The 17,404-nt window shown below is 41.9% G+C and carries 16 protein-coding genes; 12 read left to right on the top strand and 4 right to left on the bottom strand.

Annotated features, from left to right (window positions below):
- Positions 1 to 160 precede the first annotated feature (160 nt).
- From ACP14Y_RS07945 to coaE, 7 genes are all read left to right on the top strand, one after another.
- Complete coding sequence (locus tag ACP14Y_RS07945; RefSeq protein ID WP_424962425.1) at positions 161 to 1,213, top strand: Glu/Leu/Phe/Val family dehydrogenase; 1,053 nt, start codon at positions 161 to 163, stop codon at positions 1,211 to 1,213.
- An 87-nt stretch (positions 1,214 to 1,300) separates the two neighbouring features.
- Positions 1,301 to 2,467 carry a transcription antitermination factor NusB gene (gene nusB / locus ACP14Y_RS07940; protein WP_424962424.1) on the top strand — a complete coding sequence of 389 codons (1,167 nt, stop codon included), beginning with the start codon at positions 1,301 to 1,303 and terminating at the stop codon, positions 2,465 to 2,467.
- A gap of 12 nt (positions 2,468 to 2,479) precedes the next feature.
- Entirely contained in the window at positions 2,480 to 2,776 is a 297-nt protein-coding gene (locus ACP14Y_RS07935; RefSeq protein ID WP_424962423.1) for a YtxH domain-containing protein, read from the top strand.
- 91 nt (positions 2,777 to 2,867) lie between these two features.
- Complete coding sequence (locus tag ACP14Y_RS07930) at positions 2,868 to 3,404, top strand: DUF1573 domain-containing protein (protein ID WP_424962422.1); 537 nt, start codon at positions 2,868 to 2,870, stop codon at positions 3,402 to 3,404.
- Positions 3,405 to 3,483: 79 nt separating this feature from the next.
- Positions 3,484 to 3,807 carry a preprotein translocase subunit YajC gene (yajC, locus tag ACP14Y_RS07925; protein ID WP_424962421.1) on the top strand — a complete coding sequence of 108 codons (324 nt, stop codon included), beginning with the start codon at positions 3,484 to 3,486 and terminating at the stop codon, positions 3,805 to 3,807.
- A 12-nt stretch (positions 3,808 to 3,819) separates the two neighbouring features.
- A complete protein-coding gene (locus tag ACP14Y_RS07920) occupies positions 3,820 to 4,752 on the top strand; it encodes a hypothetical protein (RefSeq protein ID WP_424962420.1) in 933 nt (310 codons plus the stop codon).
- Positions 4,742 to 5,341, top strand: a complete 600-nt coding sequence (coaE, locus tag ACP14Y_RS07915) for a dephospho-CoA kinase (RefSeq protein WP_424962419.1) — start codon at positions 4,742 to 4,744, stop codon at positions 5,339 to 5,341. Before ACP14Y_RS07920 ends, coaE begins: the two co-directional genes overlap by 11 nt.
- Here coaE and ACP14Y_RS07910 read toward each other — a convergent pair.
- From ACP14Y_RS07910 to ACP14Y_RS07895, 4 genes are all read right to left on the bottom strand, one after another.
- Complete coding sequence (locus ACP14Y_RS07910; RefSeq protein ID WP_424962418.1) at positions 5,327 to 7,888, bottom strand: WG repeat-containing protein; 2,562 nt, start codon at positions 7,886 to 7,888, stop codon at positions 5,327 to 5,329. The genes coaE and ACP14Y_RS07910 overlap by 15 nt on opposite strands.
- Before the next feature lie 242 nt (positions 7,889 to 8,130).
- Positions 8,131 to 9,273 (bottom strand): hypothetical protein, encoded by a 1,143-nt coding sequence (locus ACP14Y_RS07905; RefSeq protein WP_424962417.1) that lies wholly within the window; start codon positions 9,271 to 9,273, stop codon positions 8,131 to 8,133.
- Between the two features lie 5 nt (positions 9,274 to 9,278).
- Entirely contained in the window at positions 9,279 to 10,421 is a 1,143-nt protein-coding gene (locus ACP14Y_RS07900; RefSeq protein WP_424962416.1) for a hypothetical protein, read from the bottom strand.
- Positions 10,422 to 10,542: 121 nt separating this feature from the next.
- Positions 10,543 to 11,673, bottom strand: a complete 1,131-nt coding sequence (locus ACP14Y_RS07895) for a DUF2911 domain-containing protein (RefSeq protein ID WP_424962415.1) — start codon at positions 11,671 to 11,673, stop codon at positions 10,543 to 10,545.
- Positions 11,674 to 11,795: 122 nt separating this feature from the next.
- Here ACP14Y_RS07895 and ACP14Y_RS07890 point away from each other — a divergent pair, with 122 nt between their 5' ends.
- From ACP14Y_RS07890 to ACP14Y_RS07870, 5 genes are all read left to right on the top strand, one after another.
- The gene (locus ACP14Y_RS07890) at positions 11,796 to 12,545 is read left to right on the top strand and encodes a TMEM175 family protein (protein ID WP_424962414.1); all 750 of its coding nucleotides are present in this window, start codon (positions 11,796 to 11,798) and stop codon (positions 12,543 to 12,545) included.
- Between the two features lie 75 nt (positions 12,546 to 12,620).
- Entirely contained in the window at positions 12,621 to 14,231 is a 1,611-nt protein-coding gene (locus ACP14Y_RS07885) for a hypothetical protein (RefSeq protein WP_424962413.1), read from the top strand.
- A gap of 385 nt (positions 14,232 to 14,616) precedes the next feature.
- Positions 14,617 to 15,624: a CBASS cGAMP-activated phospholipase gene (locus ACP14Y_RS07880; RefSeq protein ID WP_424962412.1), complete on the top strand. Its 1,008-nt coding sequence runs from the start codon at positions 14,617 to 14,619 to the stop codon at positions 15,622 to 15,624.
- 4 nt (positions 15,625 to 15,628) lie between these two features.
- Positions 15,629 to 16,003, top strand: coding sequence for a hypothetical protein (locus tag ACP14Y_RS07875; protein ID WP_424962411.1), 375 nt, complete (start codon positions 15,629 to 15,631; stop codon positions 16,001 to 16,003).
- Entirely contained in the window at positions 16,000 to 17,403 is a 1,404-nt protein-coding gene (locus ACP14Y_RS07870) for a hypothetical protein (RefSeq protein WP_424962410.1), read from the top strand. Before ACP14Y_RS07875 ends, ACP14Y_RS07870 begins: the two co-directional genes overlap by 4 nt.
- The last annotated feature ends 1 nt before the right edge of the window (position 17,404 follow it).

The raw sequence follows: 17,404 nt of genomic DNA, 5'->3' as shown, positions 1-17,404 counted from the left end.
CCTGACAGCCAATGTGTTTTGGTTAAAATAAGATATTTTTGCAGCCCTATTTCTCCATAGTGCAACTGCACCCGAGAAAGAAGGTTCAAAATTAGATTAAAGTTCATTTACAATGTTAGATACCCAACCCCAAGTAAAATCGAATAGTGTATTCGATCAAATGGCTGATCTCCAGCATGAGCAGGTAGTTTTTTGCAGAGATGAAGCCACTGGTCTTAAAGCAATCATAGCCATTCATAACACCGTTCTTGGCCCCTCAATGGGCGGTACTCGCATGTGGAACTATGCCTCAGACGAGGAAGCGTTGAATGACGTGCTAAGACTTTCAAGAGGGATGACGTTCAAGTCTGCTTTAGCCGGATTAAACATCGGTGGAGGAAAAGCAGTGATCATCGGTGATGCAAGAAAGATGAAGAACGAGCCATTGATGCGACGTTTTGGCAAGTTCGTGAATAGCCTGAATGGAAAATATTACACGGCTGAAGATATGAACATTACCATGCGGGATATTGAGTACATGAGCATGGAAACTCCATTTGTTGTTGGTAAGCCGGAATATATGGGTGGATCAGGAGACCCAAGTCCCATGACAGCTTATGGCGTTTACATGGGCATGAAAGCAGGAGCGAAGAAAGCCTATGGACTAGATTCACTTGGCGGAAAAAATATTCTAGTTCAGGGAGCCGGTCAGGTAGGAAAATATTTGGTGGATCACCTGATCGAAGAAAATGCCAACGTGTTTATCGCTGATATTTTTGAAGATAAGATCAAAGCGATCACAGATAAGCACGATAAAGTTTCTGTAGTAGATCCAAACAAAGTATTCCAGATGGAGATGGATATCTATGCGCCTTGCGCGATGGGTGCCACATTGAACGATGATACCATTCCTGAGCTAAAGTGTGCTGTGGTGGCAGGAGCTGCGAATAACCAGTTGGCCAATGAGCAAAAGCACAGTGCAATGTTGAATGACCATGGCATCATTTATTGCCCGGACTTTCTGATCAATTCAGGTGGAATTGCCAATGTTTATCATGAATATTTGGGTAATTACAACAAGCAAAGAGTCATCGCCTCTACGGAGCACATTTTTGATGTATGTCTCGATGTGTTGAATCACTCAGAGGATAACAAAATCGGGTCACACGAGGCTGCACTTGAATTAGCGCTTAGACGAATCGAGCAAGTGGGAAAAGTTAAACTTGGAGAATAAAGAATAATCCCACATCTTCAGTTGCCGAAAGTGGATAACTGTAAAATTTTGAAATAGGAGAAGTAAGAAGGCAAAGGCCGAATAAACATGCTAAACAGACGAATACTTAGAGTAAAAGCCATGCAGGCATTATATGGATATTTCACTGCAGTGGAATCCATGAAAGAGGTGAAAAGAAATGAGCTGGAAGAAATGCATGCACTGGATCCTGCCAAGCATGATTTTGCGGATAAGGCACTTTTTGAAGCAAGGAAAAAGCATGCAGTAAAGCTTTTTAACAAAAACCTGCTGGCGGGCAAAGTAGAGAAAACCGGAGATGCAGATGAAGAAGTGGTGGAGAATGTGAATGCTGCACTTTCTGAATTTGAAAGCCAGATTCACAAAGAAGCCAGAGCCAGGAAAAATGATATGATGAAAGAAGCTGAACGGCTTCAGGATACGTATTTGAAATTATTACTTCTCCCTATTGAAATTGAACAACGCGAGAAGCTGGATAGTGAAAAAGAGGACAAAGCATACATTGCTAAGGAAAAAAAGATATATCCATTTATTGGTAACGATCTTGTCAGACAATTAAAAGAATCTGACCTCTTGCAAAAAGAGGCAACACGGGCAAGTGCTTCCTGGGATAATGAGCAGGACGATATTAAATCGTGGTACCGGGAGCAAATCCGAACCGCTGAGCCATTACAACATTTTTTCGGGGGAAAAAAACCAGAAGATCTACCTGAAAATGATATTGTTTTGGAGCTTTTCAAGCGTGTAGTATTTAAAAATGAAGCAATTGCCTCTTACCTGGAAGCCAACCACCTGCACTGGGTGGAGAATCAGCCCATAGTGAAGAGCATGGTAGTGAAGACGATCAAAGCTATGCAGGATGGGGAAGGGTTCGAGTTGGCTGAACTGACCAAAAATGGAGAGGAGGATTTCAAGTTTTTGGAACGGCTTTTCAATGATGTGATTAATCAGAATGACTTCCTGGAAGAGATCATTCAAAGCAAGACCATGAACTGGGATGTGGATCGAATTGCGCTCACTGATAGGGTGATTTTGAAGCTGGCACTGGTGGAAATGATGAACTCACCAAGCATTCCGGTCAAGGTGACAATCAATGAAGCCATCGAAATCTCTAAGATGTACAGCACGCCGAAAAGCAAACAATTTGTGAACGGTGTTTTGGATGTACTCTCAAACGAGCTAACTTCGAGTGGTAAAATTCGTAAGAGCGGTAGAGGCCTTATCGATAACAAGTAAACAATAACGACAATGAGCAGATCAGGCGGTTCTTTTTTCGCATTTTTATTGGGAGTAGTCACTGGTGGTGTACTCGGGATTCTTTATGCTCCTGATAAAGGAACTAACACCCGTGATAAACTCACCTTCCAACTGGATAAGTTGAAAAAGCAGCTTGAAGGGTTTGTGAATGATGTAGCAGAAGGAAAAGACGTCTTTGGCAATGAAGCTAAAGATCAGGGTGAAAAAATTGTGAAAGATGCAAAAGACAAAGCGGAGCGTCTGCTTGATGATGTAAACGGCCTGATAAGTCAAATTCAAAAGGATTAATCCCCGTCCTTTAACATTTCATTAAGACTTTTGAAACCATATCTTTCGTAGATTTGTATTTCAACTGGTTAAAATTTAACAAAGTAGAGTGATGAACATAACAAAGATCTTTTTAGGAGTGATTGTGGCAGCTGTAATGTTTAGCTGTGGCAATAAGGAAATGGAATCAAGAATTACCAAACTGGAAGGCAGAGTGGCAGCTTTAGAAGGTAAAGGTGGTGTAGCAAGAGCTAATCCAACTGCTCAGCCTGTTGCAGTAAATAATACCACGCCAGCCGCTACTCCAGCAGAAAAACCGGATGGTCCTCTTCCTGCTTTTCAATTTAATGAAAAGCTACACGATTTCGGTACCATTAAAGATGGAGATGTAGTTGAGCACGTTTTCTCTTTTGTAAACGAGGGAGAAGCTCCTTTGATTATTTCTGATGCCAAAGCAACTTGTGGTTGTACGGTTCCAGAATGGCCAAGAGAGCCAATTCCGGTTGGTGGAACAGGTGAAATCAAAGTTCGCTTTAATAGTAAGAATAAGCCGGGTGTACAGAATAAGACAGTAACACTTACAGCTAATACCTGGCCAACAACTCAGCGACTTCAAATCAAAGCAAATGTGGTGAAGGAGGGTGAATAAGCTTCTGTAAGCACATCAAATTTTATTAACATTGCCCCGACATTTATCGTCGGGGCTTTTTTATTCCAAATAATACAACATGAACACAGTTTTACTACAAGCAGGAGGAAGTGACTTCACTTCTTTTTTACCGATCATTGGAATGATCGCGATCTTCTATTTCTTCTTTATTCGACCACAGCAGCGAAAGCAAAAAGAAACCAAGAAGTATCTGGAGGAGATCAAAAAAGGAGATATGGTGGTGACAGTAGGAGGTATCCATGGCAAAATCGTGGAAGTATCCGATACTACTGTATTAGTCGATGTAGATCGTGGTACCAAGCTTTTGGTTGAAAAAGCATCCATTTCTCTGGAAGCCAGCAAAAGACTGAGTGAGAAAGGAGACAAGAAGGATAAAAAATAATAAACGCATATAATGGGAGTACCCAAAATATTTGGAAATTGGAAAGTGGTATTGCTCTCTTTTTTGGGAGCTACCATTTTCTGGTTTTTTAGTGCTTTGGGGAAAGACTATAATTCCAGGATCAACTACCCGATTGAATTTGTGTACAACAAAGACAGCCTGGTAGCGATCACACCACTCCCTGAGTACGTAGACATTGATGTATCCGGAGGAGGTTGGGATCTTTTTCGTGAGTCTTTTTGGTTTGGTAGTGATCCCATTGTTTTTGAGCTGGACAATCCGGCCGCCATTCGTTACCTAACGCGTCCCACTATTTTACCCATCATTTCTGATCAGCTGGATGAGTATCGTATCAATTTTCTATTTACAGATACGCTCTTCATCGATATTGACCGGAAGGTGTCTAAAAAAGTTACTTTGAAGATCGATTCTGTCAATATCAGTATGGATGATGATTATAGAATCATTTCACCAATAAGATTGATTCCGGATACGGCAGTTATCCAAGGGCCTACGAGCTTTATTGACACGCTGGAGTCTAGTTATACATTCAAATTAGAAGAAGAGAGCCTTGATAAAACATACGATCGATTCGTAAAACTGGGACTACCTGAATCTTATGGCATCCATTCAGATCCTCCTACCGTGCATGTTCAATTTGAAGTAGATCGTTTTGATCGACTCGAACTAAATACAACCGTAGAGCTGCAAAACTTCCCATCTGATTCTTCGGCCTTTGTAACCGATCCCAACATTGTTGTTCAGTTTGTGGTACAGCAAGAGTTACGAGAAGATTATTTTGCAGATGATTTTAAAGTAGTGGTGGATTATAATCTAATCAACCCAACGGACTCAACAGCTCCGGCGATTGTGGTTTTTCATCCTGAAAATGTAATTGAGGTTGAGGCCATCCCTGATTCCTTAGCGATCACCTATGTCAAATAAGCCACATATAGTGGGAATTACCGGAGGAATTGGCTCTGGAAAGACCACAGTCTGCAAGATCTTCGAGACGATGGGTGCGAGGACTTATTACGCAGATGATCGTGCCAAATGGCTCATGGAAAACGACGACCAATTGATTAAAAACATCAAAGCACTGTTTGGAGAAGAGGCTTACCGAGAAGACAAACTCGACAGAAAGCACATCGCGAGTATGGCATTCAAGGATGATTCTTTGTTGGAGCAATTGAACGGACTGGTACACCCGGCTGTCAGCCACGATGTGGTAAAGTGGATCGATGAGAACCAAGATGCAAGGCTCTTACTAAAGGAAGCCGCACTGCTCTTTGAAACAGGATCATATAAGGCTTTGGACAAAAACATTCTGGTCACAGCTCCTGAAGATATTCGAATACTGAGAGTGGTTTCCCGGGATAGTCACAGGTCTGAACAAGATGTGAAGAACATCATTGAAAATCAAATGAAAGACGAGGAGAAACGACCACTTGCTGACTTTGTGATTGAAAACGATGGGAATCAATCAGTCATTAAGCAAGTGATGAACATTTACGAAGAGCTAATCGTCGCATAATATCTGATCAAATTCTTCTCGCGCATAGGCTTTTGAGAGAATAAGCTTGCCCTTCTGATCTACGTAGCTCACGACATGAAATCCTGCTTTATCGAGATGCTGGTCTGAGAAAAACAGTGGACTTTCTGCAGTTCCGATATTAAAGATGTCTGTAAACTCTGGTTTGAGCAGCTCGCCGAACCGGTTGCTGATCAAACCGTATCGCCCGTATTTAATAAAGCGGTAAACCGTATGTAGATCGTTTTCTACTACCACATTCATACTTTCAAATGGTTCATAAACCGGCTCCTCGTCTTCGTCGATTACCCAATATTGCTGACCGTCTTTCACCAAATAGGTAGTGTCATTCCATTGCATCACTTCATCGTAGCTGAACGATAACACTTCCTGACTTGCATAATCGATGATTCCAAACTTGCCTTCTTTTTTTGCAAGGTAGTTTTGATCGAAACGAACCAAACGAGTCTGATATCCCGTCTCAATCAACTCATTAATTACCGGATCATAACATCCTATTTTTCCATCAATAAGTGTCAACACTAAACCGTCCTTTTCATCGATACTGTCAAAAACCGGATTCAAAATCCAATTCCCATTCATGTGTATTAAACCCTGCTTTCCTCTTACCTGCACCTTGACAAGGCTATCATTCAAGAAATTTGTTTTTTCGAAGCGACCAGATATAGCTACTTCGCCAAGTTGATTGTAAATGAAAGTTTCATCCACATCTATAATGCTTACATATCTTGGCTGATTGGGAAGCACGGTTATTTTTTCGTCTTTCAACAAAATTTGATTACCAGTATTGAACATCAAGTGCTTTTCTTCATCCTTTATTACAAGTGCAGCATGATTATTTAAAAGCTTAATGGAATCATATTCTCGTGAGGGAAGCAGACTCCCTTTTCTGGGCAGCAGCATCCAGTCCAGGTCTGTTTTTATGGCTAGCCATCCATCGTTAGATTCCAGGTAGGGAAAATATTTATCCATCAAATCCTTTTCGGATTGGTTGTAAAGCCTGTAGCCCTGATCAGCTCTTAGATACCAGCCGGATGCCTCGGGATATATCTCGTATTCCCCCCAGGGAATCAAAAAATGTAGTGTTGAATCCAGCAGACATTCACGCTCCCCACGAAAGCCGATCAGTGCATTCTCATTTACCAACTCGATATCATCGAATTTAAATTCCAACGATAGCCCTCTTTGTTCTATTTCGTCTAAAATCAATGCTTCGGTATACACAGCAAATAAGCCGTCTCTTTCAAAAATCCAGAAACTGCCTTCTCTGAAAATATCGTCATAGATGCTTTCTGCAATTTGAAAACCTAAATAGCTAACCAACCCCCACTTTTCATTTTGTTTGACTTTTATCCACTTGGAGGACAACACCTCCGCAGCTTGCAAAGGTGAATCGATGATTTTGAATCCGCTTTTATGATATAAGTACCAGTCACCGTCCTGCTGAACTAAGCCAATGCTATTGCTCAGATCTTTGTAGTCTGTTACCATGCGTAAAATCGGTAAGCCTTTTTTGGTAACTATCTGACCTCCTGAGGGCGTTTCTACAAACACCCAACTATCTGTGGAGAGAGTACACTTGTATTGGGCTGCTATGTCTGTGAATAGTGGACTAATCTGTTGGTTACCCGACTGATCAAAAAAACCAATTCTATTTTCACTTACAACCGGAAAAAGTTGCAATTCCAGAAGCTCTTTAGCCATTGTTATCGAGTCTTTTAATGGATGGACAGTCATGCTGGCATCATTGTCCTGAAAAAATAGCACGTCAGCAGCCCGCTTCTTTAACGCGGGTACGGAGGAGAGTGAAATAAATGATATGTAGTTTTCTATAGCGTGAGAGGCGGTGGACACTTTCAATATGTATTGCTCTACTTTTTTTCTATGCCGTGAGTAGGGATGTTGATCCAGGTATGAATAGTAATCTTTGAGTGTTCCGGAGCTTTCAAGAACTTGCCACCGCATCAAATCCAGGAGTGAATCTGCTTTCGGACGGAACACAGACACTGGATGATCTGAAATGAAATTGATCAGGGCCGTTTGTGATCGCTTGCTTTTCGCAGCATCATACTCAATGCTATCCTTTTTGAAGGTTAGGATGTCCTCATAGACCGACTGAGGGTAGTTTCGTTGGTATTTGAGAATATTTCCAATTGTCAGATTCTTCAGTGTGTTTTGGAATGCCCGATCTCTGATCTTTTCAGATAGCAACTTTATTTGATCGTGAGTAACACCATCCGACACCAGATCATCTTTGATTTCTTCAGTCGCGTTTTCGTAGGCTTTCAGTGATCGTTCAATAGCAACTCTAGCCGTATCGATATTATAGGCGATGAAGTCATGATCGAAAAATAGTTTTGCATGGTAGAAGCTGATCCCCGGGTTATTGGGCTCTTTCTCATAACCTTTTGTAATTAGCTCGTAGGCCTTATCATACTCTTTTTTTTCCATCGCTTTTTGAATGCGATTGACAGTCCCGAAAATGATCAACTGCGGGAAAAGCAAGACATAGAGGAATGATTTTACCATCTCACGGCAAATTAACGCAACAAATGAATCTCTGTTGGGTGCAAGGTTAAACTAACTTGCTGGAAAAGAAATTGACCTATTCACTTAGAATAATTCGGGATAATTATTATATTAGCTATCTACATTTACAGGCGAGTAAATTAGGCGGTGATTAGATTCGACAACTCGTCGGATCGAAGTTCGATCCAACCAGCACATTGGGATCGGCTATGGGAGTACGAAGGTGCTCCCTTTTTTTGTGCCTAATCCAATTTAAATTCAAGTTTCAATTCTTCTGTCGATGGAGTTCTTTCAGTACCCTCCAGGTCAAAAGCATAGTGCGGGGTGTTGCCACAGACATCCTCCAGGCGTGGGTCTATGAGCATTTCCAATGTTTCAGAATCATCCAGCTGCCAGAGCAGGCGGAATTTTTCCGGACTATCGAACTCCACTCGTGATGGTAAGATTTGACCGCTTTCACCCCGAATGAAAAGCATACGCTTAGCTAAAGGTTGATCCAACGGATGATCAGTGACAACATGCAAAACACCAACATTTTTACGCTCAGCTCTCAGTGCCCAGCTATTGATGTTCATGGCACGTTCCAATGGATTGGTGGCATTGATGGTTTGAGAGAATGCGGATTTCAATGGCTCTCCACTTGCTCCTTTCCATTCCTTGCTGATTTTTAAGGTATAGCTGTTGCCGGCCTTTAATACATCGCCCAGTGTCATGTTTGGACCAACGCCTTGCTTCACTCTTCCCGGGTGGAGGAGCAGCGTCAGGCGTGTATGGTTGATGTTCCATAGACCCTCAGGTATGATCACGAAAGGGTCTACCAGTTCACCTCCCTTTTCATCCACGATGGTGATATAATCATATGGGTTTTGCAAGCTCATTGGAGCAGAGAAATACACATAAAACCGTAGCAGGTTTGCTGGTACTTCCTCCAGCCGAGGGATAAAGGAAGTAACTTCAGGCTGTGAGGTTTCTGGTGGATCAAAGGAGGCGATATCTGTAAATTCTGCCTCTTCTGCTATGTTTTCATTCAGCAGTACGTCTAGCTTGGGGTACGAGAAGGTGACGTAATATTGAACCTTAGGGTCTGGTAAAAACTTTGGCTTGAAGGAAAGGTGATTATCTGCAATGCTGTACGTACCCAAAACTGCAGGTGCTCCCGGTGCTGCCTGAACATAAAAGAATGAAGACCATTCTTTAAAGCTAAAATTTTGCTTTTCAATGAGTCTTACTATTTCCTCGGGGACCAGCCGTGTAGTTATCGTTCCATAGCCAGGAGCTTTGGGTAGCGTTTTGGCGGTAAAAAAACTTTGACTAAATGCAGTACTCGACAGCAAGAAAAAATAAAGGAGGCACAGTGGGCCTCCTATTTTGATTATTCTTTTCATATTAATCACGGATAAAGCCACTCTTTTGAAAGTGAAGTTAATGCAAGCTTGCCGTTTGGCAGCCGCTGAGTGGACAGAATATACTTGGCATTGAAATCAGCAAGCTGCTGAACACCGTTACCCGAACGCGGCGTGTACTTCACGCCAGCAAGATATCCTTTCACTTCTTCTGTGATTTCTCCTTCATATGCTGCAACATCCTGTGGATCGAAAAGCAATAAAGGTAAAGCGCTATTCGACATAAGGATATAATCCTTGCCGTTGTTTTGGTAAAGCACCATATCAATCGGATAATTGCCAGACCCAAACTCCGCCACGGTTTTTCCTTTTACATGCTGTCCATCCTCAAGCTTACTTGCATCAATGGTGACTAAAGGGGTACATAAGTAAGCTGCAAGCAACTGCTTTTGATTGTTGATTTCATAAGGTAGAAAAGCCCTGACGGGAGATGCAGTTTCCCACTTTCCATGAGCTCCATGAAAAATTTCCAGGGTGTTTGCTTTTACATCTTTTGTAAAAGGATAAGGGGCCGTCCACATAGCGGATCTGAATTCTTCATTCGACAATCCAGTCACATAAATCTTGTCTCCATCGAAGGCAATGTCTGTGATGGCATCACTTCGCAGCTTGGCACCTTTTTTCCATCGGTGCTCAATTTCTGAAGATACCGGATTAGGGATTTCAACACTCGAATATGAGACATCCTCAAGGCTAGCTTCAGACATATCACCTGATGGGGTAATCTTGATCAGGATACTGGCATCTTCCAGGTCATTCGGCGTTTCCCAGCGGGATGTCCACTTTGCGCGACCTCTGGACACACTCAGGTAAACGTTTTGCGAGATGGGGTTGACTGCCATGTCATGCACCATGATGTTATCGGCAGTGGTTCCCAGCAGTCCTGCAAGCTTGTCTTCCAGGTCAGGGATGTTCAGTTTTTCTTCGTTCGTGCTCTTTTGGTTGTCTTCAAGATCTACTGCATAGATCGCACCTCCTTTAGAGTCACCAACAAATAAGATACCTTCCTGGTTAAACGCGAGCACCGATATTGAAACAATTTCAGGGGTGCCTTTTTTCATTCCCGGATCTTTGGCATGTGTAGCAAAAGCCATCAGACCGATAGCGAGGCATAAAAGTGTTTTTTGCATGGTTAAATGTTTTTATGTGAGACAGTTATCAACGGAGAAATAGGTGGAGGTGTTTTTAATCGAAAAAAGAAAGCCCATCAACTTTTAAGTAGACAGGCCTTCCGGTCATGTTGGTGATGAATCAATTGATGTCCTCACCGTTTTTGAGTTTCTCAATATTTTGGTCAATGATGGGAGGATTCAATGTATCGCCTGCAGGGACATTTTCTTTAGCAAGTTGCATGTATTTTAAAGCTTGCTTGTAATTACCCACTGCGGAGTATCCTCTGGCCAGTCCGTAGTTGGTAGGCCAGGCACCATTGTTTGCCTTATGATTGTACTTAAAGACTTCCAGGGCTTTATCACTATTTCCAGATGCGATTAACTGCCTGCCATACTGATGGATGGCTCCCGCATTGGCACCAGGGAGTTTGATCGCTTCATCCATTACCACTTGTGCTTCTTCAGTTTTACCAGCAGCAGTTAGCACGGCTCCTTTCGTAGACATGGTAGCCCAGTTTTTCTGACCAAAGAATGGGGCATTAATGGCTTGATCTGCCCAGGCGATTGCCTGCTCATGTTCACCTGCACCTGATGCATAGCGTGCTGCTGCACTGTAATTACCGGCGGTAAACCCTGCTTGATTATTCAATTCAGCCGTTAGCTGTTTTATGTGAGCACTTACCGGGTCGGCAAGTTCAATTTTGATTGGAAGCTTCTTATCCCCCCAGATCAGAGCAACGGTAGCCGAGGTAGGCTGACGGTCTATAAACTCAAAAGTAAGCCACTCATGGAAGCCCGCATCTTCGGCTTCTACCTCTACCCTTAAAGCATCGTTTTCGGGTTTGTAGAAAAAGCTGCCCCAGTGGTTGTTATCCTTAGAAAAAATCACCGTCCATGCACCTTCTTCTGCTGGCGCAACGAAAAAGCCATATTTACCTGCCGGCAAATCCTGACCTTCAATTTTCACATCATGTGAAAACTTAAATGTGGTATTCTGATCTGCTCCTGCTCGCCAAGGGGAAGGATTATCAGCCGTACTCAATCCAAAGCCCAGATTGTTGAATCCATAGGGTACCACAGCGCCATAGATGGTTCTTCCTCTGGCTCCAGGACTGCTATATTCAATGGCTACATAGCCTACACCGCCGATGTGTTGTTTCACATAGGATCGTTGACTACCTCCACCGGGAGGTGTACTCAATTGTGCTAACCCTATAAAGCTGATCAATGACAGGGTGAGCATACCAAAAAATCTTTTGCTGTAGTTCATAGTATTTGAGAGTTGGTTTTCTAATAGATGAAAACGCCCGATGGACAAATGGCCTTTTTATTTTCTATCAGGGGATTATTTTGTAGATGAATGGTTATCATTGAGTACTCAACTAATCGTTTATGAGGGATTTAAAAAATCAGCTGGTCGGTCTGGATCCAAATTTCAGATACCGGGGACTCAATCAAACACGCATCGAGACATTTAGTGATGCAGTATTTGCTGTGGCATTCACCCTGGTCGTATTATCCTCCGCAGTGCCTGAGACCTTTGATGGCCTTAGAAAATCCATTCACGATATTATTCCCTCATTTATCTGCATTGTCCTGATTGTGGTTATCTGGTATCAACATTATGTGTTTTTTCTGCGGTATGGATTACAAAATACTAAGACCGTCACGGTAAATACATTCTTACTTTTTCTTCTGTTGATCTACGTATATCCTTTAAAGTTTTTAGCCCGCTTCCTGGTGGAACTATATGGTGGATTGATCTTCGGCAGGCCTGATAACTTCATGAATAATTTTGGAGGCCAGATGAATAGTGATAACATGACACTCCTGATGACAGCCTATGGAGCTGGAGCGACGTTAATATTCGTGGCAATGACCTGGCTCTATCGAGAAGCGTATAAAAAGAGGGATGAATTGGAATTAAATGAGTATGAGACCTTTTGTACTAAAGTAAGCTTATGGCAAAACCTACTGATGAGCTCCATTCCCTTCTTATCAACTGTTGTAGCGTTTCTTCATCCCTTTGGCTATGGCGCACTGAATTATGCCATTGCAGGCTTTATTTACATGCTTTATCCACCTGTAATGATCGCATTTGGCTATCGGGTTAAGAAGAAATCACAAAAGTTATTCGGGTAGTTCAATTACCATTTTTCGGGTATTGTCTTTCATGCATAGAATAGAGAACTTTAATTCTCACCTACTCACTATGCTATGAAAAGAAAATATGCAGACCTACACTGCCATCCTCACTCGCGTGCGTTTCACTGGATGAGGCACACCAAGAATGAAAAGAAACCCGGTAAATACAATCCCTGGAATGTCGTCCTAAGTAATTTCAAGAAACAGGAAAAGGGGAAACGTGCCTTTAGCTATTCACAATGTGACCCGGTAAAGCTTTGGAATGGAGAAACAAAACTGGTCTTTGCATCACTTTATCCTTTCGAAAAAGGGTTTTATAAGGGAGGTCAGATTGATCAAAGTAAGTTGATTCGAATACTGGATGTGCTTTCTACTTCCGGTTTAGGTTTTCTAAACCCGATCAAATGGTTCCAGGCTGTTTTTGCTTTCATCACCGGAGCACCTACGATTTTGAAGATTGCACGTGCATTCCTTCAATCGCTGCTCATGCGTATGCCGATAAGAAGAATCAAATTTTTCATATCCAAAGATTACGACTACTATGAAGAACTCATTCGCGAGCGCGACTTTTTGTTGAACAAGAGCGGTGAAACCATGCAAAACCAGGTTTATATTCCAGGCATCCGACGGCTATGGAAGCGGACAAGCAAACTGAAGAAAAACTATCCAGAGTCTCTGGATGCGACCGGAAAGTATGTGGTATGCGAGGACTATAATCAGGTCAAATCCACATTGGACAGTGATGAGATTGCCATGGTGCTGACCATCGAGGGAATGCATGCATTGGGTACGGATACTCATTTGGATCAGGTAAATGATCGAATCAAGGAGCTGAAACTGTGGCCTAAGCCGGTCTTTTTTGTCACGTTTGCCCATCATTTTAATAACTACCTGGGTGGTCATGCGCATAGTATGCCAGATGCACTGCGCATATTGTCTGACCAGACAGATGGAATGAATGAAGGGATGCAGCCTCAAGGGGAAGAGGCGGTCAGACTTCTATTAGGATTAAATGAGCAGCTGGATCGAGATCCGGCGTTAGGGCGCAGGATACTCATTGATCTGAAGCATACTGCCGCAAAGTCCCGCCAATGGTATTATGAAAACATTGTAGCTAAATGTATTTCCAAAGGGGATACCATTCCGGTCATCCTGAGCCACGTAGGTTATAGTGGCTGGGACACCCTGGATCAAACCATTGAATATGCCAACAGGGAAAATGACTTTGATGAAAAGGACGGCTTCTATCCGTGGAATATCAATGCCTGTGGGGAGGATGTGGTCTGGGCAGCTAAAACCAATGGATTGGTTGGGATCTGTTTTGATCAGCGTATTCTTGGAGACAAAAAAGATAAGGTAAACAGCATAGAACTGATCTGGAAGAACCTGAAAGCGATGGTGGATGCTATCTTGAGCAGCGATCAACTGTCCACCGATCAAAAGGCGCAGTGTTGGAGCTACTTTACACTGGGGACCGACTTTGAAGGATATATAGATCCAACACAGGATTATGGCAACTCACTTTTATTTGATGATTTCGAAAAAGACCTGCATAAAAAGCTAAAGACATTGCAGGAAATTGATGGTGCAAACTATCACCTCCCGGATGGGCAGGCAGTGAGTGAAGCTGTGAGAGGTATTTGCTTCGAAAATGCCCATCAATTTCTTAAACACCACTTCTAGGATTCGATGGATGAGGGATTTGGTTCGGTGAAATTCAGTGTATTTTGAAAGATTACCCGTTTTAGGGTATTGGTTTTCAGGTAGATAGCAAGCGATCTTTGATATATCATTTCTAAACACACATTGCTATGAAAAAGATTACACGAATTGTATTTGTTGCTATTGCTCTCATTCTGGCTTTTTTCGGATACAAAAAAGTAAAGGTCAATAAAAGCTAAATCCACATTATCATTTGATAATTTTTAGTTAGCGGAATTACGTTTATTTGAAATATCCATTGAAGTTCTTCTAATAGTACCATTATTTCCACAGAATACCCCTTACTGGGTATTGTTTTTAGTCAACGGGTTGGTGACCTTTATATACATAACTAACCAACTCACTCATGCCTCCGATAAAGAAAATATTATCTATCGACGGAGGGGGGATACGAGGGATCATTCCAGGGCAAGTCCTGGTGGAGATAGAAAAAGCATTTGGTGTTCAGGTTGCCAGCGAATTCGACCTGGTAGCCGGAACCAGCACAGGTGGGATTTTGGCTTGCGCCTTTCTGCTGCCCGATGCTTCTGAGCCAACCAAACCAAAATTCTCAGCTGAGGAGGTCGTAGGCCTCTACTTTGAGCGTGGAGACAAAATCTTCGATGTTCCCTTTTTTCATAAGATCCGATCGGTAGCAGGCATCCTGGATGAAAAGTATCCGGCCAAAGGAATTGAGAATGCCCTCAACGATTATTTTGCTGCAGCCTGGCTGAAAGATCTGCTCAAACCCTGCGTCATTACCACGTACGATATTGAAAACCGAAAGGGTCACTTCTTTGGTCAGCACAAGGCGAAGGGTGACCCGGACTACAACTTCCGTGTGAAAGATGTGGCTCGTGCCACTTCAGCTGCTCCAACCTATTTTGAATGTGAGCGTGTGATATCCGAGGCAGGAAACTCCTTTGCCTTGATTGATGGAGGTGTGTTTGTAAACAACCCTTCGCTGGTCGCATACGCCGAGGGAAGAACCATCTTCAAAGACAATGGCGATGAGGCTACTGCCAAGGATATGAAAATCCTGTCCATTGGGACGGGGCATAACCGCAAATCATACAAGTATTCCAAAGCAAAAAACTGGGGCATGGCCGAATGGGTACAGCCGGTAATCGATATCATGATGTCAGGCTCGGCAGATGTAGCCCACTACCAGCTGGACAAGATCTATGGCACCATAGATAACCCCAAGCAATACCTAAGAATAGACAAGGACCTGAACCCGGACACCACCGGTATAGACCCGGACATGGACTGTGCTACACAGGAAAACATGGCCAAACTCAAGGAGTTTGGCCAGCAGCTTTTTGAAGAGAATAGAGGGAAGATAGAGGAGTGGTTGGAAACTAATAAATCGTAAAATTATGCCAGTAGAAATTGTAAAGGTTCAGAAGAATCAAGGAATGGTAACAATCAAAGTTACAATCCATCCTAATATACCCATATGGAATTATATGTATCGTGAAGATATGGATCATGATAATAGTACAGCTCAAAATCTACCAAAAGAGCATAGTCTTGGGAAGCCTCATGAATTAAATAAATCCGTGCACAATTGGGCTTTTTTAGTAAGTAATAGTTCAAAGGTGGATATCAATAATGTAGACGTTGGAATTGAATGGTTTCAAGATATTAATGGTACGGATCAATCCATCCATCAATGGAATTCAGGCAGCTTTAAGATTAAAGCTGAGAAGGGCGAATCAATTCAAGATCAAATCATAATCCAAAAGATATGAAAAAGTTACTTCTATCTCTGTCAATTTTCACGGTTTTATTTAGGCTATATGCTCAAGAAGATCAAGAAAAAGATACTATAACAATTGAGGATTACTATATAGATTTTGCTGTTCCCGACCTATCAGCACTTGGTATGTTGGGTATTGAGAATGATGAAATTGTACGGCCAGGTAATCTTAAAAAATTCGCTGCAGGTATTGCCAACTTTGTAGATACTGATGGTTCACTGAAGCAGGCATTAGCCTTAGAGTGGAACTTCATGAACACTTACAACAAAAAAAATCCAATCAATTTTGACAAGGTATGGCAACCGCGGAATTTAGCCCTATCTCTTGCAACATCGGAAGAGGATTCGCTTGGATTAAGGTTAGGATTTGGACTCAAATGGGTTCCCTTGGATAAAGGAGATCCAATGGGAGATTCGAAATTTTATTATAAAATTTCTACTGCAGCAAAATCATATTATGGTTTAGAAAGTTTTAAAAAGGAATTTGATTTCCCTCAACATGTTGAAACTGTTTTAGATTTTGGAGATCGGAGCAATGGCGACAGAGAAATCATGCTTTTGGCTGCAGTTATATCAGCATTTGATATAAGTAAACTGGATAGTCTGCGGAAAGATTTTGAGGAAAGTAAAGTAACTAACATGGATTCTTTGGTTACGAAAAGACTTGAAGACTCAATTAATGAGTTGATTTCTCAAACGAGCGGTAACCCAATTTCGACTAGAGTAGATAATGCCTTTGTAGACGCTAACCTTAACAGTAAAAAGAAACGGCAGTTAATATCAAAATATGTTGAATTGATTCTTTCATCAAATAAGGAATCGTATCAAGATTTTGAATCTTACATAGCAACAATAATATCAAAGGAGAAAGAAAAGTATAGAGAACGAAACTGGAATGCTGAAGCTTTGATGGTGGCCACTGGAGTTGTAGGACACTCCACCACCTCTACGTACAATGACCTCACTGGGGAGAAATTTTCAATTTTTGCTAGTTATGCTATGCCGACTTTGGGAGGAATGACGAAGCAAAAATTAAAGGGCCAAATGATTGTGCAATTTAAATATGAAACTGATTTTACAGGAGACTCCATTGATTTCAATCATATATCGTTAGGGTTCAAACATTTATTCGGTAACAGTGACAATAGATTATCAACAGAAGCTCTCTTTTCCAGTGCAGATACAGAGCTTTTGGAAAATAATGAGACTTCCACTGAAACTTATTTGAGATATACCATAGGGGCAGAACTGAAAATATCGGATGGAACTTGGTTAGAGATTGCTTTTGGAGGTCAAAAATTCTTTGAAGGAGAAGCAGAAGAAAATGCCATATTGACAAATTTTGGTTTTAAGCACGCTCTTAGGAACAAGCGTAGATACGATATTAAATAAT

This window comes from Ekhidna sp., from assembly GCF_965247405.1.
In the GTDB taxonomy this organism is placed as follows: Bacteria; Bacteroidota; Bacteroidia; order Cytophagales; family Cyclobacteriaceae; genus Ekhidna.
The sequence above is the reverse complement of the archived record's forward strand: the minus strand, read 5'-3'. Positions and strand labels throughout refer to the sequence as shown.